We start from the raw sequence: 22,550 nt of genomic DNA on the forward strand, positions 1-22,550 counted from the left end.
CGATGTCGAGTGCTCTCACCGCTGGACCTCCGGCAGTGCTGCGGCGCGTTCCTTCTCGGCCCGCTGCTTCGCTCGGCGTCCGCGCAGAAGCAGAAGGATCAGGCCGACGGCGAGTACGGCGGCTGCGCCCACCAGCGCGGCGAGCGGCAGCGACGTGGACCCCCCGGCTGACTCGGTGACCGTGGTGCGCTCCTTGTCGGCCGCTGCCTGCCCGGCTGCTGCGGGGGTGTCCGCGGTGGCCGCGTACGCCTCGTCGGCGCTGGTGGCGTCGCCCACGGCGAAGCGCAGCGTGCCGGTCGCCGACACCGTCTCGCCGTTGATCAGGTCTGCGGACACTCCGACCGCGACCAGGTAGACCCCCGGTGCGCTGAACACCCAGTTGGCGTGGGTGTGGGTGTTGACCTCGGCCCAGAAGGGCTGAGCCTTCGGCTCGGTGGAGCGCCACAGCGGCTGGGGTGGGGCGAAGTTGCCCGACTGGAGATAGGTCGTGAGGCTTCCCGGTCCGCGTACGCCGAGCAGGGTCAGGGTGACGCCCCGGTCGATGGTCTGCATCACCCGGGGGTCCTGGGTGTTCCAGCCGAGCCAGACGACGTCGGGGTTCTGGACCTGTGGCACCACGTACACCCGCTTACCGGCGTCGACGCCGAGGAAGGCGTACGCCGGGTCGTCGGGAACGGTCTGCAGCGCGGCGTCGGAGACCCGGAGCAGGGCCTCGTCGGGGTCGCGCCACACCGGGCGCGCCTGTGTGCCGTCGTGGATCAGCAGCGTCCAGCGGTTGTCGACGTAGCGGGGGCCGACGTCGACGTGGCCGGTGGCGAGTTCGGCCCGGCCGGTGGCAAGCGGCTGGTCGGCGGCGATCGACTGGCCGAGGCCCGGTGTCGGCTGCTCGGCCCGCGCCGGTGTCTGCGTCGTGGCCAGCACGATCAGCGTGGCCAGCGTGCACCGCAGCACGGCGGTCGTCGTGCGGGTGCGGCCTGGCAGCCGTCCTGCCGTCACTGGTTCCTCCATCAGTTGTCTCCGGTCAAGCAGTCGTGCAGTGAGTCGGCGTTGAACCGCATCATCTGCGCGTAGGTGGTGACGTCGCCGTCGAAGGTGTCGCCGTAGATCGGGCAGATCCGTAGTCCTTCTTCGCGGGCCACCTCGGTCAGCGTGGTGGACCGGGCCGCCAGGTTCGGTTCCAGGAACACGGCGGGGATCCTCAGGTTGCGGATCGTCTCGACGAGCCGGCGGCGGTCGGCCAGGCTCGGCTCCGTGGCGGGGTTGGGGGTGACGAAGCCGGAGATCTGGATCCCGTACGCCTGGCCCAGGTAGCCGAACGCGTCGTGGGTGCTGACCAGGTGGCGTCGCGACGGCGGAATGCGCGCGACGGTGTCCCGGACGTAGGCGTCGAGTTGCTCGAGTTCCCGGATGTAGGCCGAAGCGTTCGCCCGGTAGGCCGTCGCCCCCTCGGGGTCGACTCCGATCAGGGTGTCCCGGATCAGTTCGGTGTAGGAGATCGCGTTGCGGACGTTCTGCCACAGGTGCGGGTCGATCTCGCCGTGTACGTGTTTGCCGAGGACCGCCTGGGGGAGCTGGTAGACCTGGGTGCCGGGCCGGCCGAGGAACCGGAACCTCCGGTCGCCGGGTACCTCGAGCAATGCCTTGTTCGGGACCTCGATCACGGTGCGGGCCGGGTCGTACACCCGCTGGTTGGCCTCGCCGCTGCCTTCCGGGTCGGCGAACAGGTAGAGCCGCCGCTCGTCGAGGTCGACAGTGACGTCGGCGTGCCCGGAGTTCAGGACCGCCGCGCCCGGCATGCCCGGCACCGAGTGGGGATCCACCCCGACGGCGAAGGTGAACACCTGCTCGCCCAGCGGGACGGGAGCCGTGTCGGGGGTGACCGCCAGATGCGCCCGCATGGTCAGCCGGTAGACACCTGGCTTGGTGAACGCCCAGCTCATGTGGGTGTGCGCGTCGGGCGGCAGCGTGGCGGTGTCGTCCCGGTACCCGTTGGCGGCGTCGAACCCGTTCTTGGAGTCGACGTAGAACGCCGGGTTGCCGAACGACTCGGTCAGGTAGGCCAGTACCCGACCCGGCCCGTCTGCGGCGGTAGCGCTGAGCAGTACGTCGGAGGAGCGGTTCGCGCCCTGCGCCGCCCCTGTGCCGCGCACCCGCATGCCCAGCCAGAGGGTGTCCAGCGATACGTCCTCGACCAGCGGGATGATCTCCGCGGCGTACTTCACCGCCCCCTCGGCCAGCGAGATGTTCGGTACGCCGTCGCGAAGGTTCGCGTCCAGCGACTTGATGACGGCCTGCTCCTCCAGCAGGAGGTAGTTGCTGAACGCGACGTCGGCGTACACGACGTCGCGGACATCCCGCAGTGACGGCTCGTAGCTGTGCGGGTCTGCACTGTCGGGCACCAGCGAGCTGACGACCACCCGGTCCCCGCCCACGTTGCTGACCAGGTCCCGCAGGATTCCGGTGGTCGTGATGACCTGGACCCGGTCGTCGTCGGCCGTCAGTGCCACCTGCGACCGGCAGCCGCTGGCCAGCAGGGCGACCAGCAGCAGCGGTAGCACCCACAGCCGTGGGCTCGGTCGGTGGGCTCTCGCCCGCGTCACGCCGGTGCCGTAACGTCGCTCGTGGGTCCGGCGCGGCGGCGACGGGCTGACGCCACCAGCAGGAACCCGAGCACCACGAGGACGACGCCGGCCGAAGCAGCCGTCAACACCCAGCCGGCCCCGGTGCGCGGCAGCGGCCCGCCACTGCCCTGATCCGCGCCGCCCGCACTGTCCTCGGAACCGGAGCCGGACCCCGAGCCGGTGCCGGAGCCGCCGTCCGGGTTGGTGCTGTCACCGACGGCGACGGCGAGCGTCCTGGTGTCGGTGACCGCCTTGCCGGCGGTGGTGGTGCCGCTCATCTGCACCGCGAGGCGGTACAGGCCGGGCTTGGTGAACGCCCAGTTGCCGTGCGCGTGGGTGTTGAGCGGGATGCTCAGCTGCTGCGGGAACGGCTTGGCGGAGTCGAAGAGCACGTCGGCCTTGCCGAACGAGCCGGTGAGGAACAGGGCGTACCGGCCGGGCCCGGTGACGCCCTTCAGCGTCCACGTGACGGGGCCCCTCACGCCGGACACGACGGACTCGTGCTGGGTGTTCCAGCCGGGCCAGACGATGCCCGCCTGCTGGGACTGCGGCAGCAACCACACGGCGTCGCCCTGCTTGCCGAGGAAATCGGCACCGGCCGGCACCGTGATCTTCGCGTTGTCCTTGACGTGCAGGACCACGTCGGCGGTCTCCCGCCAGACCGGAGGGCTGGTCCGGTCGTCCTTGATCCGGATCCTCCAGGTGTCCCCGGACAGTTGCGGCCCCATGTCGACGTGCCCGTCGGCGATCACCTGGCGACTGCCCGTCGCGGGCGCCGCTGCCTTCACGGACGGCGCCGCAGCGGGCTCCGGCACGGCTTCCGGCTCCGGCGCGGCGGGCGCGGCCAGTGGCCGCGCCGCCGCCTGCCCGTCGGGCCGCACCGCCGTCTGGGGTACCGCCGGCAGCGGCGCCTGTCCGGCCGGGCTGATCACCGGCACATGCACCCGGTACGTGGCGTCGGCGCTGACCTTCCGACCCGAGCGCAGGGTGACCGAGCCTGTCAGGGTGAACCGGTGGTCGCCCGCCGTGTCGAAGGCCCAGACCATACCGCCGGTACGCGTGCCCACCGGTAACTGCGCCGTCCGCGGCACACCGGGGCGACTGCCGAAAAGCGGGCTCGCCGCGCCGATACCGGTCAGGGTGTAGGCCGTGAGGTGACCGGGCCCCTCGACCGAGCGCAGGGTGAGGGCGACTGTGTCGTCGGTGACGACCCCGGGGCGTACTCCGGTGGTGTCCAGGGCCGGGAATCCGGTGTCGCCCGCGGACAGTGACCACACCGGCTGGCCCGGCGTTCCGAGGAAGGCGAAGGCCTTCCCGGCCGGCACTCGACCGGCCAGGCCACCGTTCGGGCCCAATACCACCTCGGCCGGGTCGTGGCCGGGGGCGTCGCCCGCCAACTGCGCGGCGTCCCGGAGGCGCAGCGACAGCGCATCACCGTCGAACGCCACCGAGACGAGGTCCGCGCCGGTCACGTCGACCGCGGTCGGTTCCGCGCCGGCCGGCGCGGCCCCCACGGCCAGCGTCAGCACGGCCACGGCAAGGCCGGCGGCGCCGGCACGCATGCTTCTCATTCTCATTGCTCGCTCCCCCGGCGACGTGCGGGCTTGTCGTCGTGCCGCGTCGTGACAACCTGACTGGTGGCGGCACCCTGCGGCGTGGTCGGGAGGGCTGGTGCGGGGCCTGAGGTACGGCTTCGCCGGGTCACTGCTTGTCCTTCCCCGGGGTCGATGTGCGGTCATGAGTTGTCGTGGGCCGGTTCGGAGCGATCGGTGTCAGGCGTCGGACGGTCGGGCGTCGTCGTGCCGCCACCGGCGGCGCGGGAGCCCGGGCCGACGGTGGCGGGAAGCACGGCATCCTTGCGGTCCGAGTTCCGATCGGCCTCCCGGCTGGCCTCGCTGCGACCCTCCTCCCGGGCGGCGGCCACCGCCCGCGCGACCTGCCGGGCCCGCCGTCGGCGGGCGGCGACCAGCGCCCAGACCGCGAGGGCGAGAAGGGCCAGTAGGGCCAGCTGCGGCCAGGGCACCGCCCAGACGGTGGCCTGCGCCGTGTCTCCCCGCGGCGGCGGATCGAGGACCTGGTCGCCGACGGCGGCGGGCGTGATGGAGGCGCTTCCGGTCAGCCGGAACAGCGGCGGCACACCCGTCATGCGTACGGCGGTGGTCAGCTCGCCGCCGGGCAGGATCTCCGGCAGGGCCGCCGCCTCCACCGAGCGCCGGCCGAGACCGAACGGGCCGGTCACGCCGAGCGCGGGCCGCCCTGTGAGCCGGACGTTGCCGGTGTTCCGGACGGTGAAGGTGGCGGTGAGCGTGCCACCGGCCAGGGGGTTGAGCGAGCCGGTGTGCCGTACCCGCAGGTTCTCGACGGTCAGCGCGGGTTGCAGCTCGCCGGTGACCCGCAGGTAGATGCGGGCGCCGACGCGGTGGTCGACGGCGACCTGGTTGCCCTGAGCGTCCGCCGACGTGGCGGCGAGTGAGGCGACGATTCCCCCGGCGTGGTCTCCCGGTGTGGCGTTGGCCGGCACGGTGAGGGTGAACGGGACGTTCAGGCGGGACGTCGACGGGATGGTCAGGATCCGCCGAGGGATCCGGACCCAGGCGCCGACGTCGGTGGGCTGCCGGTCACCGGCCAGCAGGTCGAACCCGCCCTGAGCGGTGGTGAACGCGTCGCTGGCGTACAAGTTCAGGGTGAGCGGGCGCGCCGAGTGGTTGGTGACCGCGACGTGGTCGGTGAGCTTGGCACCGGGGTCGAGCTTGTAGGTGAACGCCGGCCGGCCGTTCGGGCCCTTCGCGGTCGACGGTGCCACCCCCCAGGTCACGACGGGGGCCGCCGACGGTTTGGGAGGCGCCGGTGCGGGTGGTGCCGGGGCGGCGCCGAGTAGAGCGATGCCGGTGGCGACGGCGGCGAGCAAGCGCATGGCGGAGACGGTTTCCGTTCCTCAGGGTGCGGGAGGTGAGGCGGGTGGGCGGGCTGCGGCAACGGCCCGCCCACCCGCGACCGTCCAGCGGCTGGCTCGGCGCCGGTCACCGGACGGGTCAGGCGATCAGATCGCGGTGAGGGTGAGGGTCGCGGTGTAGGTTCCCGCAGCCGTTTCGGTGGGCAGGCTCAGCCGCAGTCCCGCGCCCAGCTGCGCGGTGCCACGTCCGTTGCCGCTGGGTGCCGTACCCAGCACCGCGCTGTTGCCGAGGCCACCGCCGCTGCCGACGACGTACGGTGCGACCTCCGGGCCCGCAACGACGCCCTGCCCGGAACCCTGGGCCACCACCCGAGGGCTCCAGCCGAGGTAGCCGGCGCTGAACGTGGCACCGTCCGGGCCGGTGAAGTCGGCCGGGATCTGGCCGGAGGCGCTCCAACCCGGCTGGCCGGCGCGGGTGTCGGTCACCGTGACCGGCCGGAGTTCACCGTTGCTCTCCCACCGGTCGCCGCCGGCGTTGAGCTGTGCGGACGGCAGCACCACGGCCCGGTCGTCCGGGTTGACGCTGATCACCAGAGCACCTTGCGTCTCGTCGATCGACGCGGTGATCGTCTGCGAGGTGCCCGGCTCCTGCGGTGGGAACGCCACCCACAGGGTCACCGGTTCGCTGCTCGCGACGACACTGTGGCCGTCACCGTACAACTTGGCCACGTACTCGCAGGCGTTGAGCTCACGGGTGGCGGTGAAGGAGTAGCTCGCACCCGCCTCACCCGCAATGATGGTCCAGGCGTCCGAGCCCGGGCACCTGCTGAACCAGTGGTAGTGGTCCAGCTCCGTCTGCGGGGTCTGCACCGCGTTGAGCGTGACGGTGTCGTTGGGCTGGTACTCGTCGGCCATACCGTTGACCGACAGACTCACCTCCGGCCCGCCGCCGGACATCTCGCCGACGACGAACGAGTAGTCGACCGGCCCGGTGCTGACCGTCGTGCCGTTGGTCAACGTGGCGTCGGCCTGGAACTTCAGCGTGTAGTTGCCCAGCGCGCTGAACGCCCAGTTCGAGTGGGCGTGCGTGGGCACCGGCACATCGATCGCGTCCGGCAGACCGTCGTCGGAGCGGAACTTGATGACCGGATTGGCGAACGAGTCCTGCGTGTACAGCGTGACGTTGCCCGGCCCCTGCACGCCGACCAGGCTCAACCGCACCTTGTTGCCCTCGAACACCCCCGTCTTCAGGGTTGTGGTGTTCCAGCCCGGCCAGAGCAGGTCCGGGTTCTGGGTCAGCGGCAGCAGCCAGACCTGACTGCCCGCGGGCCCGAGGAAGGCGAACCGGGGATCGGCGGGAACGGTCATGGCCGCCTCCGGCAGAACCTGGAACGTCACGTCCGCCGGATCCCGCTTCACCGGGGAACTGCCCGTGTCGTCGTTGACCTTCAACGACAGCGCACCACCCTCGTAGTGCACGTCGACCGCGTCGGTGTGCCCCTTGGAGAGCACCACCTTCTCGGCCGCCGACGCGGCGGGCGGTGCCAGCACCGTGCCGGCGACCACCACCGCCCCGGCCATCAGGGCCGCGAGGCCGCGAGGCCTCAGTGTCATTCTCATACCTCCCCTTTCACACCGTGCCTACGCGCGGTGGTACCTGTGGTGAGATCACCACGACGCCTTGCGGACCCCGGGCATCTCGCCGCGTAGGGCCAGCTCGCGGAACCGCACCCGGGACAGTCCGAACCGGGCCAGCACGCCGCGCGGGCGGCCGTCGATCTGGTCGCGTGAGCGCAGTCGCACCGGGCTCGAATCCCGTGGCAGCCGGCTGAGCCGGCGGACCGCCTCGGCGCGTACGTCCGGATCGGTGTCCGGGTGGGCGACCACCCGCTTCAGCTCCGCCCTCGCCTCGGCGTGCCGGGCGACCAGTTCCTCGCGGCGGGTCTGCCGGTTGACCAGGCTCTTCTTGGCCATCAGCGGGCCTCCTTGAACTCGACGTGCCGGCGCACGATCGGGTCGTACTTGCGCAGGACCAGCCGGTCCGGGTCGTTGCGGCGGTTCTTGCGGGTCACGTACGTGTAGCCGGTGCCGGCGGTGCTGCGCAGCCGCACGATCGGACGGACGTCGGTCTGGCGGGCCATCAGAGCTTCACTCCCCGGCCGCGCAGCTCGGCGACGACCTTCTCGATGCCCTTGCGGTCCACGGTCTTGAGCGCCTTCGCGGTCAGGGTGAGGTTGACCCAGCGTCGCTCCGACGGCAGCCAGTAGCGGTGGTTCTGCAGGTTCGGGTTCCACCGGCGGCGGGTGCGCCGGTGTGAGTGGGACACGGCGTTGCCGAAGCTCGGCTGCGCGCCGGTGACGTCACAGCATCGGGACACAGTGCTCGCTCCTTGATCAGAGGCATAACGGTAACGAAAACGGTTTTCAGTCTTACATCAGCCGTTCGGCCACATCCACGCCGGGGTCCTCGACGATCTCGACGGCACAGTCGGCGCCGAGGTGGTAGCCGACACCGGGCGGCGTCGTCACCACCGGCGCGTCCGTGCCGACCTTGGCGGACAGCTGCCGGATGTGGACGTCCACGCTGCATGGACTGACGCAGGGCTACCGACGCCCTCTTCGCCGCCACCCGAGCCGAGCTTCAGGTGAACCGTGACGGTGAGGACGTCACCGCCTCGACCACCTGCGTCCGCACATCCCCGCTCGCTTCCGCAGCATCCATCTGCTTAGAATGACAATCGTTTTCAGGTACGTCGAGAGGAACACGATGTCGTCGTCACCACAGGCTCCGACCCGCGCCGTGACCGCCGACGCCGATACCCGCCCGTCGCTGACCGTGCTGTCCGGGTTCTGGCCGGCGGCGACCTTCGCCGTCGCCCGCGCGCTGCTCGCCGCCGACACCTCGCTGCTGCTGGTGCGACACGACCTCACCGGCATCCGCGACGGCGTCGTCCGGCGGGTGGTCCGCTCCGGTGCCGGCATCGTCGAGGACGAGCAGGTCGAGTTGAAGCACGGGTGCGTCTCCTGCACCCTGCGCGAGGACGTGCTGCCCACCCTCGTCCGACTCACCCGCAACCACCCCGGCCAGGACCTCGTGCTGATGCTGCCCGAGGTGGTCGAACCCGAGGCGGTCGTCGCCGCCTGCGCCCACCACCTCGTCGACGGCGCCCCGGTCACCGACCTTCTCCGCATCGACTCCTACGTCACCGTCCTCGACGCCGAACACCTGCTCGACGGCCTCGCCAGCACCGAGGACCTCACCACGCTGGGGATTCAGGCCGCCGAGGACGACCACCGCGTGCTCGCCGACGTCGTGGTGCGGCAGATCGAGTACGCCGACACGCTGGTGCTCTGGGGACAGTCCCGGGAGGGAGAGTTCGACACCGGCCGGTTGGCGATCCTGCTGCAGCGGATGGCGCCCTGGGCGACCCACATCCGCCTCAACGGCGACTTCGTCGACGCCGGCATGCTGACCCGTCAGCTGCGCCACACGCACCGGCACCGGCCGGAGACCCCCGGCGTCCTCGCCCGCGGTCTGCGGGGATACACCCTCGGCGCGCACGAGCCGGAGCCCGACTGCGGAGTCGTCTCCGCGGTGTTCCGTGCCCGCCGCCCGTTCCACCCGCAGCGCCTGCACGGCGTCCTCGAAGAGGTCAACGCCGAGGTCATCCGCTCCCGGGGCCACTTCTGGCTGGCCAGCCAACCCGACACCGTGGTGGCCTGGGAGTTTGCCGGCGGCGGCCTGGCCATGGGATCCCTCGGGCACTGGCTGGTGAGCCTGCCCGAGGACCGCTGGGACCACGTCGACGACCAGCGCCGCCTCGCCGCCGCCGTGGACTGGGATCCCTATTACGGCGACCGGCACCAGCACCTGGTCTTCATCGGCCTCGACGTCGACCCCGTCGCGCTGCACCGCACCCTCACCGGCTGCCTGCTCACCGACGCCGAACTCGCCGACGGCGAGGAGACCTGGCGCACCTACCCCGACCCGTTCGCCGGCTGCTTCCCCTCGGGGTGGAGGAGCTGACGGATACCGACACCGACACCGAAGGAGTACGACCCGCATGAAGCCCGGCATCCACCCCGAGTACCGCCCCGTCGTCTACCGCGACAAGGACGCCGACTTCGCCTTCCTCACCCGCTCCACCGCCACCAGCGACCAGACGATCGACTGGACCGACGGCAACACCTACCCCGTCATCGACGTCCAGATCTCCTCGGCCAGCCACCCCTTCTGGACCGGCAAGCAGCGCCTGCTCGACACCGCCGGCCGCGTCGAAAAGTTCCGCCAGAAGTACGCCCGCCGCGCACCCCAGGGCGGATGAGCACCGACACACAGGCCGACTGGGCCGAGCTGGCGCCACACCTGGTCGACGCCGCACGGCACGACCGGGCCTGGTACCTGACGGTCGCCCGCGAGCTGGTCGCCCCCGGCGACCGGCTCGCGGGCGACATCGGTTGCGGCGCCGCCGGGATGTCCCTGGCCATCGCCCAGATGATGGCCTGCGGCCGGGTGGTCGCAGTGGACGCCCACCCGGCCGTCCTCGACACCGCCCGCGACCACCTCCACGCCGAATGGTCGGACCCACGGGTACGCATCGAGCCACTGCACGCCGACATCCCCGCCGAGACGGCTGCCCTGCGGGAGACGCTCGGCGCTCCCGCCGACCTCGTCTGGGCATCCGCCTCGGTACACCACGTCGGGGACCAGCAGGCGGCGGTCACCGCCCTCGCCGGCCTGCTCGCCCCCGGTGGAAGGCTGGCCCTCGCCGAGGGTGGTCTGCCGGAGCACCACCTGCCCTGGGACGTCGGCCTGGGCGAACCCGGTCTGGAGGTCCGGCTGCACGCCGCCCAGGACCGCTGGTTCGCCCGGATGCGGGCGGAACTTCCCGACAGCCGGCGGATGCCCTACGGGTGGACCGAAGCGCTACGCCAAGCCGGCCTGTCACCGGTCACCACCCGCACCACTCTCGCCGAGCAGCCCGCGCCGCTGCCCGACACCACCCGACGGACCGTCGTGAAAACCCTCGCCGGACGGGTCGGCCGGCTGCGGCCCACCGGCCTGCTCACCGCCGCCGACCTCGACGCCTGGGACCGCCTCCTCGACCCGGCCGACGAGGCATGGCTCGGTCACCGCGACGATCTGTTCCGGCTCTCCGCCCGTAGCGTGCACCTCGGCTTACGCCCCTGAGATGACCGGCCCTCTCGTTCCGGACGCGCAGCTGCGGGTCGTCGGTCTGACGCCCACCGCGCAGCGCCGTGCCGTCCTGGCGCTGCTAGTCGGAAGATCCCGCCCGCTCACCGCTCAGGAGGTGCACGTCGAGCTCACCAGCACCGTGCGGCACATCGGCCTGACCACCGTCTACCGGGCGCTGCACAGCCTCGCCGACGCCGGCCTCCTGCACACCTTCGACCTCGACGGCCAGCGCGCCTACCGTCACTGCGGCACCGCACCAGCACCTCATCTGCACCCGCTGCGAAACGGTGACCGAGTGTCCACCTGAGATCGTGACGAACTGGCTCACCGATCTGCATCAGCAGACCGGCTTCACTCCGCACCCCGACCGACTCGACCTTAGAGGCATCTGTGCGACCTGCGCCGACAGGTGAAGCGATCAGCGGGAGCACTTCGCGCAGACGCCGAAGATCTCCAGGGTGTGACCGACATCGGTGAAGCCGTGCTGGGCGGCCACCTGGTTGGCCCACTGCTCCACGGCGGGCCCGGCCACCTCCACCGTGCGTCCGCACTCACGGCAGACCAGATGGGTGATGTTTGTTCTGGAAACCGTCACCCCGGGTGGAGTGCGCTCGCCGTACTGCTCGCTACGACGGCTCTTGCGGCTCGGCGTTGGGGTTCGGCGTCGCGACGGTGATCCGGACAGCAGTGATCAAGGTCAGGCCGCCGGGTCGGCGGGCGGGTTCGAGCGCGCGAGCGGCGTCGGTGGTCGCGGCCTCCAGTCGGTCGGTCGGGATGTGCCGTAGCAGGGCGCGTCCGCCGTGCGACCACATCCACTCCATCCAGTGGTCCACGTCGCGGAAGCGGCTCTCCACCCGGTGCTCGCTGATCGTGGTGACGGTGAGGCCGGCCGCCGCCATGGTCGCGGTGATCGCCACGTCGTCGGCGAACGAGTCGGCCGCCGGCGCCGGTCGAGGCCGGTCGGCCGGCAGGTGACCGGCGAGGGCATCCATGGCGGCGACGAACGCCGGGTCCTGGGCGGCGAAGGTGCTGACCGCCAGCCGGCCCGCCGGTCGGAGCAGCCGCGCGTACGCCCGAAGGGCCTGCCCGGGGTCAGGCAGCAGGAAGACGACCAGCCCGGCCAGGACCGCGTCGAAGCTACCTTCCGGGAAATCCGGCTGCTGGGCATCGCCCACGCGCACGTCGACGTGGGTCAGCCCGGCGCGGGTGACGTCCTCGGCGATGAGTGCCACCATGGCCGGCGCCAGGTCGATGCCGGTGACATGACCGGTCGACCCGGTCGCCTGCGCCGCCGGGAACAGGACCGCTCCCCGGCCGCAGCCGACATCCAGGACCCGCTCTCCCGGCCGGATGCCGGCACGACGAACCAGTTCGGCGCCGAAAGGCCCGAAGAAGGACACCCCGGTCCGGTCGTAACTCGTCGCGGCCTGTTCGAACACCTCGACGGTCCCGTTCGACCGCCCACCGCTGCTCATTGTCACTGCCTCTCCGTCTCCGTCTCTCGCCCGGCTTTCCGCCTGTCGGCACTGCCATCGCCAGTGCGGGGGTCATGCCGGGTGGCGCTCCCGGCTGAGACGCCGGCTACTGAACACAATGATCACGTTTTGTCATGCCCCGGAGTGTCCGCCTTCCGGATGAGGTCGACGACCGCATCGATGTGCTGGCGTTCCTCGACAGGACCGATCAGCATTCCGCGCCGGCCTGCCGGATCGGCAGCGGCGAGCAGGAGCAGGGCGGGTGCGCGGTGACAGGCGCCGAGGCACTCCGTCCGGACCAGGACAACGCCGTGGCTGGCCCGGACCGCCCGCCCGAGAATCTCGGCGAGGCCCGCCGGCTCGTAGGGCGTTTTCGGGCTGGTGCGGTGGCGTAGCGCGCGGCAGCGGTGGCCGTCGCAGTAGGCGACGGTCACGCGGGCGGCACGTGGTGAAGGCGGGCTCATCGGCGGAACGCCATCAGGGCATGGCCGGCGTACTGGTACGGGACCGTCGCATCGGTGAACCCGGCACGCCGGGCCGCCTCGCCATGCCAGTCGGTCGAAGCGACGAATTCCGCCGAGTCCAGGCCGCTGAGCGCAGCTGCTCGCTCGGTCAGCAGCGGTGCCATCGACGGCTGCGCGAACAGGGCAGCCCACCACGCGGTCCACGGGTCGATACCACCGCTCCGCGGCTTCGCGGGAACGGGCGCGTCGGGCATGGCGTCGCCGACCAGGAGAAGTCCCTGCGGGGCGAGCAGATGTCGGGCCTCGGCGTACCAGTCGCGGACCCGGTCCTCGGGCAGGTAGTGCAGGGTCATCAGGGCCAGCACCAGGTCGTACGGGCCTCCGGCTGCCGAGCACCAGTCGGGTGCGCCGATGTCGGCCCGGACCGTCCGCGCTTGCGGCAGGGCGGTGTTGGTCAGGGCCAGCAGGACCGGATCGATGTCCAGAACGGTGACATGCGCGTCGGGCCAGCGCCGCAGGACCGCTTCGGCGGTGGTGCCCGGCCCGCCGCCGACGTCGAGTACCCGTTCGGGGGCGCGCCCGTGAGCCTGTTCGGCGGCGGTGAGACCAGCGGCGAGGAGCCCGTCGCGGCCGGGCTGATAGTGGCGCATCATGGTCTCCCAGTCGCGCCGCCAACGGGCCACGCCCTCGACTCCTGGGGTGGTCGCCATCGTCATACCGGGACCGGGTCGGCGTGGTCGTGCTCGTGCAGGTCGCCCAGGTCCCACTCGGGGAACGGGTCCGGCAGCGCCCGCCAGGCGTCCTTTCCGGCGGCGATCTCCGCGTCGGTGAGCAGGCAGGCCGTCAGGGCCACCCGCAGACCGTCGCCGTCGAGGCCGACGCCGATGAGGACGAGTTCCTGCTGCCGGTCACCGAAGACCGGATGCCAGCGCGACTCCAACTCGGCTCGCTCGTCGGGATCATCCGGCCACTCGCCGGAGACCGCCACCGGGACGGCGACCGGGTCGCAGCGACCGGACGGGCCGGCCTGCGACCACAGCGCCTGGACGTCGGGGCGGCTGGCAAGCCACAGGAAACCCTTCGAGCGGACGACCCCGAAGGCGTCCAAGCCGGCGGTGAGCAGGTCCCACAGCCGCTGCGGGTGGAACGGCCGGTGGTCGCGGAACACGATGCTGGAGATGCCGTACTCCTCGGTCTCCAGCACGTGCCCACCGTTGAGCTCGGCGACCCAGCCGGGCGCGGTCTCCGCCCGCTCCAGGTCGAACCGACCGGTGTCCAGGATCTCCACCGGGTCCACCCGGCCGTGTATGGCCCGGATCTGCCGGGCGGCCGGGTTCAGCCGGGTCAGCAGCGCCTCGACCACCGCCAGGTCGTCCGCGCCGATCAGGTCGGTCTTGTTGACCACCAGCACGTCGGCGAACTCGATCTGGTCCACCAGCAGGTCCGCGAGGCCCCGGTCGTCACCCTCGTACGCCGCCAGCCCGCGCGCCTGAAGGCTCTCGCCCGCCTCGATCAAGCCGCGCAGACCCGCCGCGTCGACCACCGTGACGGTGGTGTCCAGGCGGGCCAGGTCGTCGAGGACCTGCCCGTCCTCCACGCCGAAGGCGAACGTCGCGGCGACCGGCATCGGCTCGGAGATGCCGCTGGACTCGATCAGCAGGTAGTCGAAGCGGCCCTGCCGGGCCAACCGGACCACCTCGTCGAGCAGATCGTCGCGCAGCGTGCAGCAGATGCAGCCGTTGGTCAGCTCGACCAATCGCTCCTCCGTGCGCGACAACGCCCCGCCGTCGCGGACCAACGCGGCGTCGATGTTCACCTCACTCATGTCGTTGACGATTACCGCTACCCGCAACCCGTCCCGGTTGGCCAACACATGGTTGAGCAGGCTCGTCTTCCCCGCCCCGAGGAACCCGGACAGCACCGTCACCGGCAGGCGACCGGTCACGGCTGGTCCACCACCTGACGCCCCTTGTACAGGCCGCAGTGGGTGCAGGCCCGGTGCGGCACCACCATCTCCTTGCGCGGACACGGACAAGGCGTCAGCTGCGGCACGCTCGCCTTCCACTGCGCCCGCCGGTGCCGGGTGTTCGACCGCGACATCTTCCGCTTCGGTACGGCCACGAGATCTCCTTCGTCGAGGGGTCGGGGCACAGCTTAACGGCATTGGTTTTCGTTTTCTGCTCGGCGGGCGCCAGTTGCCAGTCCGGCGCCAAGCGACCAACCGGGCCAGCGCCTGCGGAGCTGCCCGGAGGGCGGCACCCTGCGCGTCTCGGTAATGGGAACGGTTTCCACTATGGTGGCGGGGTGGGCGACGAGTATGCGATCTCCGGGGAGTACTTGCATCTGCTCAGCGAACCGGCCTGGGAGGGCCTGCGCGCACCGGTTACCGAGGCGCTGCACGGCGCGGTCGGCGACGGGACCCTGCTGGACGTGGGCGCCGGCACCGGCCTCGGCACCGAGGTGCTCGCCGCGGCCGCCCCAGAGGCCGACGTGGTCGCGGTGGAACCGTCACCGGTGCTGCGGGCGGTGCTGCTGTCCCGCATGACCGCCCGGCCCGACCTGCGGCAGCGGGTCACCGTCGTCGCCGCCGACGCCCTCGGCGCCGTCCTTCCCGCCCCCCTCGGCGCCGTCCTGGCGATGAACATGATCGGCCACCTCGATCCCGACGGACGGCGCACGTTCCTACGCCGGGTGGCCGACCGCCTCGCTCCCGGCGCGCCACTGGTGCTCAACCTGCAACCCCCGGCGGAGCCGAAACCGGTCCCGTTCTCGGTCTTCGGCGCGGTCCCGGTCGGCCGCCACACCTACGAGGGCGGAGGCTCCGCCGAACCGTCCGGCCCGGACACGGTCACCTGGCGGATGCGCTACCGGGTCCTCGACGCCGACGGCACCCCACTGCGCGAGGACCGTGCCGCATACCGCTGGCACGTCACCCCGGCCCGGGGCCTGATCGCTGAGCTGACCGAGGCCGGCCTGACCGCCGAGGTCGGGCCACTGGACGTCGTCCGGGCCGTACGCCGGCCCTGAGACGTCGAACCGGCGGACGCGATGCGTACCGCGGTCCAGCTCATGCACTACGGCGGCGTCGGTGAGCTGCTGCCGGTGGTGGCATTGCTCTCCTGGCGGAACCGCCACCGCGCCCGGCGGACCAGGCTGGCCGGCCAGGGTGAGCCAAAGCCCCGGCCGGTCGGCACGTCACCCCGACCCGCCCGTGAAAGTGATCACGTGAGCGACCTTGCACGAGATGAGTGAAAACGATCATCGTTCCGCGCGGTCCATTCGCTATCGACGGCGTACGCGCGGGGCAGCTCGACTAGCAGCTGAGAGCCCGACGATGACCGAACGACCTGGTCTTCTGATCTTCAGCAGGCGATCACAGCAGCACCCCGCAGCGACCGACGCACGTCGGCAGACGACGGAAAGCCGCAGGTCATCGGCCTGCGGACACCGGCGGAGCGTCGGGTTAGGAGTCTCCATGTGACTCCGGCTGATCTTGGCGGGCAGGGCGGATCGGCCGGCGGGACTTGGTCGCGTCGGCGGAGAGCGGTCTGGTTCAGGCTGCGGCGCGGGCCGTGGGTGCAGGTCGGCTGAAGGTCTTGCGGTCGCGAATGAGTGCCCAGAGGACATCGACGCGTCGTCGGGCGAGAGCGAGAATGGCCTGGCGGTGGTTCTTTCCTTCGGCGCGTTTCCTCTCGTAATAGGCACGCGAGGTTGGGCATTCCCTGGCGGCGGTGAAAGCGGCCATCCACAGAATGTGCCGCAGCCTGCGGTGGTATCGGCGGGGCTGCCGATGGTTCCCGGAGACCGTTCCGGAGTCGCGGGAAACGGGTGCCAGGCCGGCGTGGGCGGCGAGTTTCGCCGGGCTGTCGTACTCGGTCATGCCGGCGGTGTGGACGAGCAGTTCCGCAGTCAGCAGGGGACCCATGCCGGGCAGGCTCCCGATGATCGGCGCCAGCGGGTGCTGGTCGAGTTGGTCGGCGATGAGGTCGTCGACGGCGGCGATGCGTTGTTCGAGGGCGAGGATCTCGGTCGCCATCTGCCCGACGACCACGGCGGCGGCCCGTTGCCCGGGCAGCGTGACGGTCTGCTGCCGTGCGGCGGCGACCATCGCCTAAGCGACCTGGACGGCGTTCTTGACGTGGCCGCGTCGGAGCAGGGCGGTGATCCGGTCGACGCCGGCGTGCCGGATCGCATCTGGGGTCTGCCAGCAGGCGAGGACCATCATCGGTGCCTTCCGGTTCAGGTCCACGGCCCGTTCGAGGGCGGGGCTGATGCCGGTGAGTAGTTCCTGCAGCCGGAACAGAGCGACGACGCGCTGCCCGACAAGGTCGGCGCGGTAGCTGGTCAGGACGGTGAGTTCGGCGAGGAGCCGGTCGGAGGGTTCCAGGATCGGGATGTCGGGGCGCATGCGGATGGTCTGGGCGATGACCACCGCGTCGCGGGCGTCGGTCTTGTTCTCTCCGGCGAACGCGGCGGCCATGTGGAACGGGACGGTGCCGGAGACGTAGCGGACCTGGACCTGACGCCGCCAGAGCAGGGTCAGCAGCAGCGCGGACAGGCCGGTGGTGACATCCACCGCCCAGCAGACCGGACGGCCATACGTCGACACCTCGGCCATGACGGTGAGCAGGGCGGCCTCGTCGTTGGCGACCCGGCGGGAGTAGACCAGTCGACCGTCACTGTCGACGGCGGCGACATGGTGGTGGGTCTTGCCGATGTCCACGCCGATCCACAGCTTCGCCACCCTCGTGCTCCTTCACTTGGTCGGGTCTTCTCGGTCGGCCCGTCGTCTGTGGGTTCGGGTTTGCCGGCACCTTCTCACGAGGCGAACGCAGGTCGCGGATCTCCATCAGCGGTCTACCGAATCTCGCAGACGACGAAGCGGCGGGTGGCATCTCCTACCGTCAGCCAAACCATCATGGCGAAACACACGCAGCCATACCCGCCGCCTCCTGGGCATCAGGGTCTACGACCACCGGGGCCGCGCCCGTTCAACCCAGCCCGCCCGCAAGGGCTGGAGCGGGTGGCACCTCGAAGCTCAGCCACAGCCACGGCGGAACACACACAGCCATCCCCACTCCCGGCCCCGCGGGCACGGCAACCCCGAGCCTGCCGCCGTCGCCGGTGGGCATCTCGGACACGATGTGCGAGAACCACGTGACCGGTTCGAGAGGAGCTGAGTCTCGCTCGACGGTCTGTTGCGGCTGAACGCTGGCGCCGAGACCCAGACGGTGCTGTGGATGCGGATGCTGGACCGCCGGCGCGGCCCGAACCCGCCGGCGATGCTGGCGGTCGACCCCCGTGCCACCCCGGTCGCTCGGGAGGCCGACGTGCACCTGGCGCTGCGCAACGGCACCAACGTGGCCCTGATGAACGGCCTGCTCCGCGAGAGCATCCGGCGCGGCTGGTACGACTCCGACTACGTCGACGCGCACACCCTCGGTTTCGAGCAGCTCTGCCGGATCGTCGACGGCTACCCACCCCGCCGGGTCGCCGACATCTGCGACGTGCCGGCGGCCGACGTGGAGCGCGCCACCGAGCTGCTCGGCACGTCGCAGCGGCTGCTGTCGACCGTGCTGCAGGGCTTCTACCAGTCCAACCAGGCCACCGCTGCGGCCTGCGCGGTCAACAACCTGCACCTGCTGCGCGGCATGATCGGTCGCCCCGGTGCCGGGATCTACCAGATGAACGGGCAGCCGACTGCGCAGAACACCCGGGAGACCGGCGCCGACGGCGACCTGCCCGGCCTGCGTAACTGGGACAACGAGCGGCACATCGCGGAGCTGGCCCGGCTGTGGAACGTCGATGTGGACACCATCCCGCACTGGGCGCCGCCGACGCACGCCATGCAGATCTTCCGGTACGCCGAGCAGGGCTCGATCAAGCTGCTCTGGATCACCGCCACCAATCCGGCGGTGTCCCTGCCGGATCTGTCGCGCATCCGGCGGATCCTGGCGAAGCCGGACCTGTTCGTGGTGGTGCAGGACCTGTTCCTGACCGAGACCGCCGAGCTGGCCGACGTGGTGCTGCCCGGCGCGACCTGGGGGGAGAAGACCGGCACGTTCACCAGTGTCGACCGGACGGTGCACATCTCCGACAAGGCCGTCGACCCGCCCGGCGAGGCGAAGCCGGACCTGGACATCTTCCTCGACTACGCCCGCCGGATGGACTTCCGCGACCGCGACGGCCAGCCGCTGATCCGCTGGACCGGGCCGGAGGAGGTGTTCGAGGCCTGGAAGGAGTGCTCCCGGGGCCGGCCGTGCGACTACACCGGCATCACGTACGAGAAGCTGCGCGGCGGCTCCGGTATCCAGTGGCCCTGCACCGAGGAGCATCCCGACGGCACCGAGCGTCTCTACACCGACGGGATATTCAACACCGACCCGGACTACTGCGAGACGTACGGCCACGACCTGGTCACGGGGGCGGAGTTCTCCGAATCCGAGTACCGGGCGAAGGAGCCGAACGGGCGGGCGTTCCTGCACACCGTCGACTAACAGCCCTCGCCCGAGGTGCCCGACGACGAGCGCCCGATGGTGCTCACCACCGGCCGTACCGTCTACCAGTTCCACACCCGCACCAAGACCGGCCGCGCCCCACAGCTGAACGACGCCGCACCCGACGTCTGGGTCGAGCTCAACCCGAGCGACGCCGAACGCCTCGGCATCGGCGAGGGCGACCTCGTCGGCATCTCCTCCGCACGTGGCGGCATCCAGGCCCGCGCCCGCCTCTGCGGCATCCGCCCGGGCGTCGTCTTCGTGCCGTTCCACTACGGCTGGTTCGACCAGGATCCGGCCGACCGCACTCCCCGGGCGGCGAACGAGCTGACCGTCACCGCCTGGGACCCCGTCTCCAAGCAACCGATCTTCAAGGTCGCCGCGGTCAGCGTCGCCAAACTCGCCGACAGCGGCGGCGTACTCTCGCCAGCCCCAAAGGTCGGCGGCAGCGAGCCACCCCCGGACGCCGACGTGCCCCCCACCGTCGGCGGACCGGCCGCCCACGCCACCAGCGGGAAGGAGTGAACCGTGCACCTCGCCCACTACCTCGGTCTCCTGCACCGCGCGCAGGTCAACCTCGGCGACGCGTTCCGGCAGGTCGCTGACGCGCACGCCGAGGAACCCGACATCGAGCACCTCTGCCAGCAGCAGGCGAAACGCTGCGAGGCGCACGCCGAGCAGCTGCAGCCGTTCGCGGCCCGCTACTCCGAGGACGCCCCGACCGAGCCGGACCGGCTGCACTCGCAGCTGTTCACCGGCACCCGCAGCGGTGGCCTCGGTCTCCTCCGTGACCTGCACGACCTCTACCTGATGGCGGCCGAGTGCGACATCGCCTGGACCGTCGTCGGTCAGGCCGCCTACGGCGCCCGCGACGAGGACCTGCTCGCAGTCGTGCGGCGCTGCGAGGGGGAGACGTCGATCCAGCTCAAGTGGCTGCGGACCCGCATGAAGGCCGCCGCCCCCCAGGCGCTCGTCGTCGCCGACTGACCGCCGCCGCAACGAGGTCCGTCACCGCAGCAGGACAGGGCCCGCGTCGATGCGGGTCCGGAACAGGACGTACGGCTTGCGCCGCAGGTCCTGCCCGCGCTGGTACGTCGCCTGGCGGTGCAGTTGGTTGGCGGTGACGTAGAGGTGGCCGTCGGTGGCCACGGACATGGTGTCGGGCCACAGCAGCCGCGGGTCGTGGACCAGCGTCTCGTACTCGCCGTCGGTGCGGCGGCGCAGCACCGCGTCGTGCTCGTAGGAGGTGAGGTAGAGCCGGCCGGTGTCGTCGGTCTCCAGCCCGTCGGAGCCGCCGCCCTTGTCGCCCTCGTCGCGTACCGTCGCGGCGACCTCGTCATCGCCGATCGTGCGGTCGACCAGGGCGTCGGTGGCGACGCTGTACCAGCGGCGCGACGCCAGCGGGCAGTAGTAGAGGCGGGAGCCGTCGGCGGCGATGGCGACGCCGTCGCAGCCCATGGCCACCGGCTTCGGGTCGCCGTCGGCGGGCCGCTCCAGGAACGGGCGGCCCTCGACCACCGGCCGGAACGTCTCCAGCGGCTCCGCCTTCGTCGACGGGTGCTCGTGCAACCGCCGCCACGACTCCCCGGTGGCCAGGTCCACCACGATGATGCCGTTCGGGCCGGAGTCGGAGGAGTCGGTGATGTAGGCGATGCCGGCCTCGCCGCGGCGCAGGTCGAAGCGGACGTCGTTGAGGTAGGTGCTGGACAGCGCCACGTCGGTCGGGAAGGTGATCACCTGGGCGACGCTGTCGGTGTCCAGGTCGACGCGGACGAGTTTCGGTCCGCCCGGCTTCGTGGGCTGGAACATCGGGCTGCCGGTGTCGAGCACCCACAGCCGGTCGGCCGGGTCGACCACGATGCTCTGCACCGACACGAATGCCTGGGCGTCGTCGTCGCCCGACGGGCTGTTCCACGCCTGGTCGGGAAACGCCACCTCGGCGCCGTCGCGCAGCTCGACCACGGTGGCGGGCACCTCGTCGCCCCACTTCGGGAAGTTCACGAAGATCCGGCCGGTGTGGGAGACGCTCACGCCGGTGGGCATCGGCCCGGTGAAGGTGTGCACCACCTCCAGCTCGCCGACCGGCTCGTCGCCCACCGGGCCGGTCACCGCAGGGCCTTCAGGGCGACGGCGGTGACCGCGCCGTAGGCCAGGTGCGGGACGAGGTCGGTCACCCAGTCGGCAGCCGACCACGACCGCGGGTCGGTGACCTTCAGCGCGGTCATGGGAGCGTTGGAGGCGAGCATCGCCAGCCCGGTCAACGCCAGCGCCGACACCGGAGTCGATAGCCGCCGGCCACCGGCCGCGGTGAAGATTGCGGCGGCGGTCACGGAGGTCGCGTAGCCGAGCAGCGGTCCGAGTCCGGACTTGCGGGTCTCAGCGGTCTGCTGGTTGCCAAGGTCGACATGGGCCAGGTCGGCCAACTGGCCGACGCTGTCCTCCCCGGCGCTGCTGGCCGGCCGGGCCCGCACCGCCATGTCCAGGTAGGTGACGGCGTTCAACGCGGACGCACCGGCCGCGCCGGCGATCAAGGCTCTACTGGTCGGCGTCATCCACGTCTGCTACCCGATGGGGCGACGATGACACCCGCGTCCGCCCGCAGTCATCACAAGCCGTGCGCACCGTCCCGGTTCGCACCACGGTACGTTGGCCGCAGTGACGGCGGCGGCGGATCTCGACCAGGCACTCTTCGCGGCTGAGCACTCTGTCCTGAGCCGGTTGACGTTCCGGTGGTGCGCTTTAAGCATCGGGTTCGACCCGCTGTCGACCCGAGGCCACCGGCCCCGCACAGGCAACGTCACCCGAGGCATGGCGTACTGAGGTGAGTGCCGTGCGGACGGGTAACCGCCGCCGAACTCGCCGGGCTCCCCGAGGTGCCCCGCCTACGCGGTCGCCGCGCTTGGGGTGTCCGGTCCACCACCGGACGTGGTGCTCTCCGGCGTCAACCAGAGCGCGAACGCCGTCAAGCGATCCTCCACCCGGGACGGTGGGCGCGGCGCCGACCGCGGCGAACAACGGCGGCCCGCGCTTTGGCGATGTCGCTGAACATGCTGTCCGCAGCGGCGGCGCCGCGAGGGCAGCGGCGGCGCCGCGAAGGCCGTGTTGGAGACGGTCGACGAACAGTTTCGGCACTGGTCGACCGCCGACCTGGCGAGCCGTCTGCTGCCGTGGCTGCTGGACGCGCAGCCCGGTACGGTGCTCAACCTCAACGTTCCGATCTGCCGGCCGGCGAGGGAGACGCCGTCGGTAGGGGATCGCCGGCCCCGCCGCTCCGGCCGAGCCTGTGTCTACCGGCGGCGGTGGTCCATGGCGGGGACGCCCTCCTGGTTCCGACTAGACGAGTAAGTCCGAAGTCGGGTCAGTGGTCGTAGGCGATCAGGGACCTGGTCACGGGTTGGCCGGTG

The 22,550-nt window shown here is 71.3% G+C and carries 25 protein-coding genes and 2 pseudogenes; 8 read left to right on the top strand and 19 right to left on the bottom strand.

Annotated elements, in window-relative coordinates:
• Positions 1–15 precede the first annotated feature (15 nt).
• The 9 genes from ACFHW0_RS11525 to ACFHW0_RS11565 form a co-directional block, all read right to left on the bottom strand.
• Positions 16–1,008: a choice-of-anchor M domain-containing protein gene (locus ACFHW0_RS11525; RefSeq protein WP_416607278.1), complete on the bottom strand. Its 993-nt coding sequence runs from the start codon at positions 1,006–1,008 to the stop codon at positions 16–18.
• Positions 1,008–2,600, bottom strand: coding sequence for an anchored repeat ABC transporter, substrate-binding protein (locus ACFHW0_RS11530; RefSeq protein ID WP_416607279.1), 1,593 nt, complete (start codon positions 2,598–2,600; stop codon positions 1,008–1,010). Before ACFHW0_RS11530 ends, ACFHW0_RS11525 begins: the two co-directional genes overlap by 1 nt.
• The gene (locus ACFHW0_RS11535) at positions 2,597–4,198 is read right to left on the bottom strand and encodes a TIGR03773 family transporter-associated surface protein (RefSeq protein WP_416607280.1); all 1,602 of its coding nucleotides are present in this window, start codon (positions 4,196–4,198) and stop codon (positions 2,597–2,599) included. The genes ACFHW0_RS11530 and ACFHW0_RS11535 overlap by 4 nt, the downstream gene beginning before the upstream one ends.
• Positions 4,199–4,356: 158 nt before the next feature.
• Positions 4,357–5,535, bottom strand: coding sequence for a WxL protein peptidoglycan domain-containing protein (locus ACFHW0_RS11540; RefSeq protein ID WP_416607282.1), 1,179 nt, complete (start codon positions 5,533–5,535; stop codon positions 4,357–4,359).
• A 126-nt stretch (positions 5,536–5,661) separates the two neighbouring features.
• A complete protein-coding gene (locus ACFHW0_RS11545) occupies positions 5,662–7,134 on the bottom strand; it encodes a choice-of-anchor M domain-containing protein (RefSeq protein WP_416607283.1) in 1,473 nt (490 codons plus the stop codon).
• A 48-nt stretch (positions 7,135–7,182) separates the two neighbouring features.
• Positions 7,183–7,488 carry a 30S ribosomal protein S14 gene (gene rpsN, locus ACFHW0_RS11550; protein WP_416607285.1) on the bottom strand — a complete coding sequence of 102 codons (306 nt, stop codon included), beginning with the start codon at positions 7,486–7,488 and terminating at the stop codon, positions 7,183–7,185.
• Positions 7,488–7,655 carry a 50S ribosomal protein L33 gene (rpmG, locus tag ACFHW0_RS11555; RefSeq protein WP_091439946.1) on the bottom strand — a complete coding sequence of 56 codons (168 nt, stop codon included), beginning with the start codon at positions 7,653–7,655 and terminating at the stop codon, positions 7,488–7,490. The genes rpsN and rpmG overlap by 1 nt, the downstream gene beginning before the upstream one ends.
• Positions 7,655–7,891, bottom strand: a complete 237-nt coding sequence (gene rpmB, locus ACFHW0_RS11560; protein ID WP_416607286.1) for a 50S ribosomal protein L28 — start codon at positions 7,889–7,891, stop codon at positions 7,655–7,657. Before rpmB ends, rpmG begins: the two co-directional genes overlap by 1 nt.
• A gap of 52 nt (positions 7,892–7,943) precedes the next feature.
• Positions 7,944–8,096 (bottom strand): hypothetical protein, encoded by a 153-nt coding sequence (locus ACFHW0_RS11565; protein ID WP_416607287.1) that lies wholly within the window; start codon positions 8,094–8,096, stop codon positions 7,944–7,946.
• Between the two features lie 184 nt (positions 8,097–8,280).
• On the opposite strand from ACFHW0_RS11565, the pseudogene ACFHW0_RS11570 reads away from it, so the two are divergent.
• From ACFHW0_RS11570 to ACFHW0_RS11585, 4 genes and pseudogenes are all read left to right on the top strand, one after another.
• Positions 8,281–9,581 (top strand): annotated as a pseudogene (locus tag ACFHW0_RS11570) (CobW family GTP-binding protein).
• A complete protein-coding gene (locus ACFHW0_RS11575; protein ID WP_121396864.1) occupies positions 9,578–9,838 on the top strand; it encodes a type B 50S ribosomal protein L31 in 261 nt (86 codons plus the stop codon). The pseudogene ACFHW0_RS11570 and the gene ACFHW0_RS11575 overlap by 4 nt, the downstream one beginning before the upstream one ends.
• Positions 9,835–10,704 carry a class I SAM-dependent methyltransferase gene (locus ACFHW0_RS11580; protein ID WP_416607288.1) on the top strand — a complete coding sequence of 290 codons (870 nt, stop codon included), beginning with the start codon at positions 9,835–9,837 and terminating at the stop codon, positions 10,702–10,704. The genes ACFHW0_RS11575 and ACFHW0_RS11580 overlap by 4 nt, the downstream gene beginning before the upstream one ends.
• Before the next feature lies 1 nt (position 10,705).
• Positions 10,706–11,017 (top strand): Fur family transcriptional regulator, encoded by a 312-nt coding sequence (locus tag ACFHW0_RS11585; protein WP_416607290.1) that lies wholly within the window; start codon positions 10,706–10,708, stop codon positions 11,015–11,017.
• Between the two features lie 111 nt (positions 11,018–11,128).
• Here the strand turns inward: ACFHW0_RS11585 and ACFHW0_RS11590 are convergent.
• The 6 genes and pseudogenes from ACFHW0_RS11590 to rpmF all read right to left on the bottom strand — a co-directional run.
• Positions 11,129–11,294 (bottom strand): annotated as a pseudogene (locus ACFHW0_RS11590) (Fur family transcriptional regulator); the annotation flags it as partial.
• A gap of 42 nt (positions 11,295–11,336) precedes the next feature.
• The gene (locus ACFHW0_RS11595) at positions 11,337–12,185 is read right to left on the bottom strand and encodes a class I SAM-dependent methyltransferase (RefSeq protein WP_416607291.1); all 849 of its coding nucleotides are present in this window, start codon (positions 12,183–12,185) and stop codon (positions 11,337–11,339) included.
• 122 nt (positions 12,186–12,307) lie between these two features.
• Positions 12,308–12,619, bottom strand: coding sequence for a hypothetical protein (locus ACFHW0_RS11600; RefSeq protein ID WP_416607292.1), 312 nt, complete (start codon positions 12,617–12,619; stop codon positions 12,308–12,310).
• Between the two features lie 26 nt (positions 12,620–12,645).
• On the bottom strand, positions 12,646–13,359 hold the full coding sequence (locus ACFHW0_RS11605; protein WP_416607293.1) for a class I SAM-dependent methyltransferase: 714 nt from the start codon (positions 13,357–13,359) through the stop codon (positions 12,646–12,648).
• A gap of 2 nt (positions 13,360–13,361) precedes the next feature.
• Entirely contained in the window at positions 13,362–14,594 is a 1,233-nt protein-coding gene (locus tag ACFHW0_RS11610) for a GTP-binding protein (RefSeq protein ID WP_416607294.1), read from the bottom strand.
• Entirely contained in the window at positions 14,591–14,770 is a 180-nt protein-coding gene (gene rpmF, locus ACFHW0_RS11615) for a 50S ribosomal protein L32 (protein WP_120728348.1), read from the bottom strand. Before rpmF ends, ACFHW0_RS11610 begins: the two co-directional genes overlap by 4 nt.
• Before the next feature lie 183 nt (positions 14,771–14,953).
• On the opposite strand from rpmF, the gene ACFHW0_RS11620 reads away from it, so the two are divergent.
• Positions 14,954–15,676: a class I SAM-dependent methyltransferase gene (locus ACFHW0_RS11620; protein ID WP_416607295.1), complete on the top strand. Its 723-nt coding sequence runs from the start codon at positions 14,954–14,956 to the stop codon at positions 15,674–15,676.
• A gap of 526 nt (positions 15,677–16,202) precedes the next feature.
• Here ACFHW0_RS11620 and ACFHW0_RS11625 read toward each other — a convergent pair.
• Together ACFHW0_RS11625 and ACFHW0_RS11630 are read right to left on the bottom strand one after the other, a co-directional pair.
• Positions 16,203–16,757: a transposase gene (locus ACFHW0_RS11625; RefSeq protein WP_416607297.1), complete on the bottom strand. Its 555-nt coding sequence runs from the start codon at positions 16,755–16,757 to the stop codon at positions 16,203–16,205.
• A gap of 3 nt (positions 16,758–16,760) precedes the next feature.
• On the bottom strand, positions 16,761–17,393 hold the full coding sequence (locus ACFHW0_RS11630) for an IS110 family transposase (RefSeq protein ID WP_416607298.1): 633 nt from the start codon (positions 17,391–17,393) through the stop codon (positions 16,761–16,763).
• Between the two features lie 487 nt (positions 17,394–17,880).
• On the opposite strand from ACFHW0_RS11630, the gene ACFHW0_RS11635 reads away from it, so the two are divergent.
• Genes ACFHW0_RS11635 through ACFHW0_RS11645 form a run of 3 tightly spaced genes read left to right on the top strand, consistent with a single transcriptional unit; the run spans position 17,881 to position 20,133 of the window.
• Positions 17,881–19,146: a molybdopterin-dependent oxidoreductase gene (locus tag ACFHW0_RS11635; RefSeq protein ID WP_416607315.1), complete on the top strand. Its 1,266-nt coding sequence runs from the start codon at positions 17,881–17,883 to the stop codon at positions 19,144–19,146.
• A gap of 36 nt (positions 19,147–19,182) precedes the next feature.
• Complete coding sequence (locus ACFHW0_RS11640) at positions 19,183–19,671, top strand: molybdopterin dinucleotide binding domain-containing protein (RefSeq protein ID WP_416607299.1); 489 nt, start codon at positions 19,183–19,185, stop codon at positions 19,669–19,671.
• Between the two features lie 3 nt (positions 19,672–19,674).
• Positions 19,675–20,133 (top strand): hypothetical protein, encoded by a 459-nt coding sequence (locus tag ACFHW0_RS11645; protein WP_416607301.1) that lies wholly within the window; start codon positions 19,675–19,677, stop codon positions 20,131–20,133.
• 21 nt (positions 20,134–20,154) lie between these two features.
• Here the strand turns inward: ACFHW0_RS11645 and ACFHW0_RS11650 are convergent, their stop codons facing one another.
• Both ACFHW0_RS11650 and ACFHW0_RS11655 read right to left on the bottom strand, forming a co-directional pair.
• Positions 20,155–21,255, bottom strand: coding sequence for an L-dopachrome tautomerase-related protein (locus ACFHW0_RS11650; RefSeq protein WP_416607302.1), 1,101 nt, complete (start codon positions 21,253–21,255; stop codon positions 20,155–20,157).
• On the bottom strand, positions 21,252–21,698 hold the full coding sequence (locus ACFHW0_RS11655; protein ID WP_416607303.1) for a hypothetical protein: 447 nt from the start codon (positions 21,696–21,698) through the stop codon (positions 21,252–21,254). The genes ACFHW0_RS11650 and ACFHW0_RS11655 overlap by 4 nt, the downstream gene beginning before the upstream one ends.
• Positions 21,699–22,550: the final 852 nt, after the last annotated feature.

Source organism: Micromonospora sp. LOL_025, from assembly GCF_048060285.1.
In the GTDB taxonomy this organism is placed as follows: domain Bacteria; phylum Actinomycetota; class Actinomycetes; order Mycobacteriales; family Micromonosporaceae; genus Micromonospora.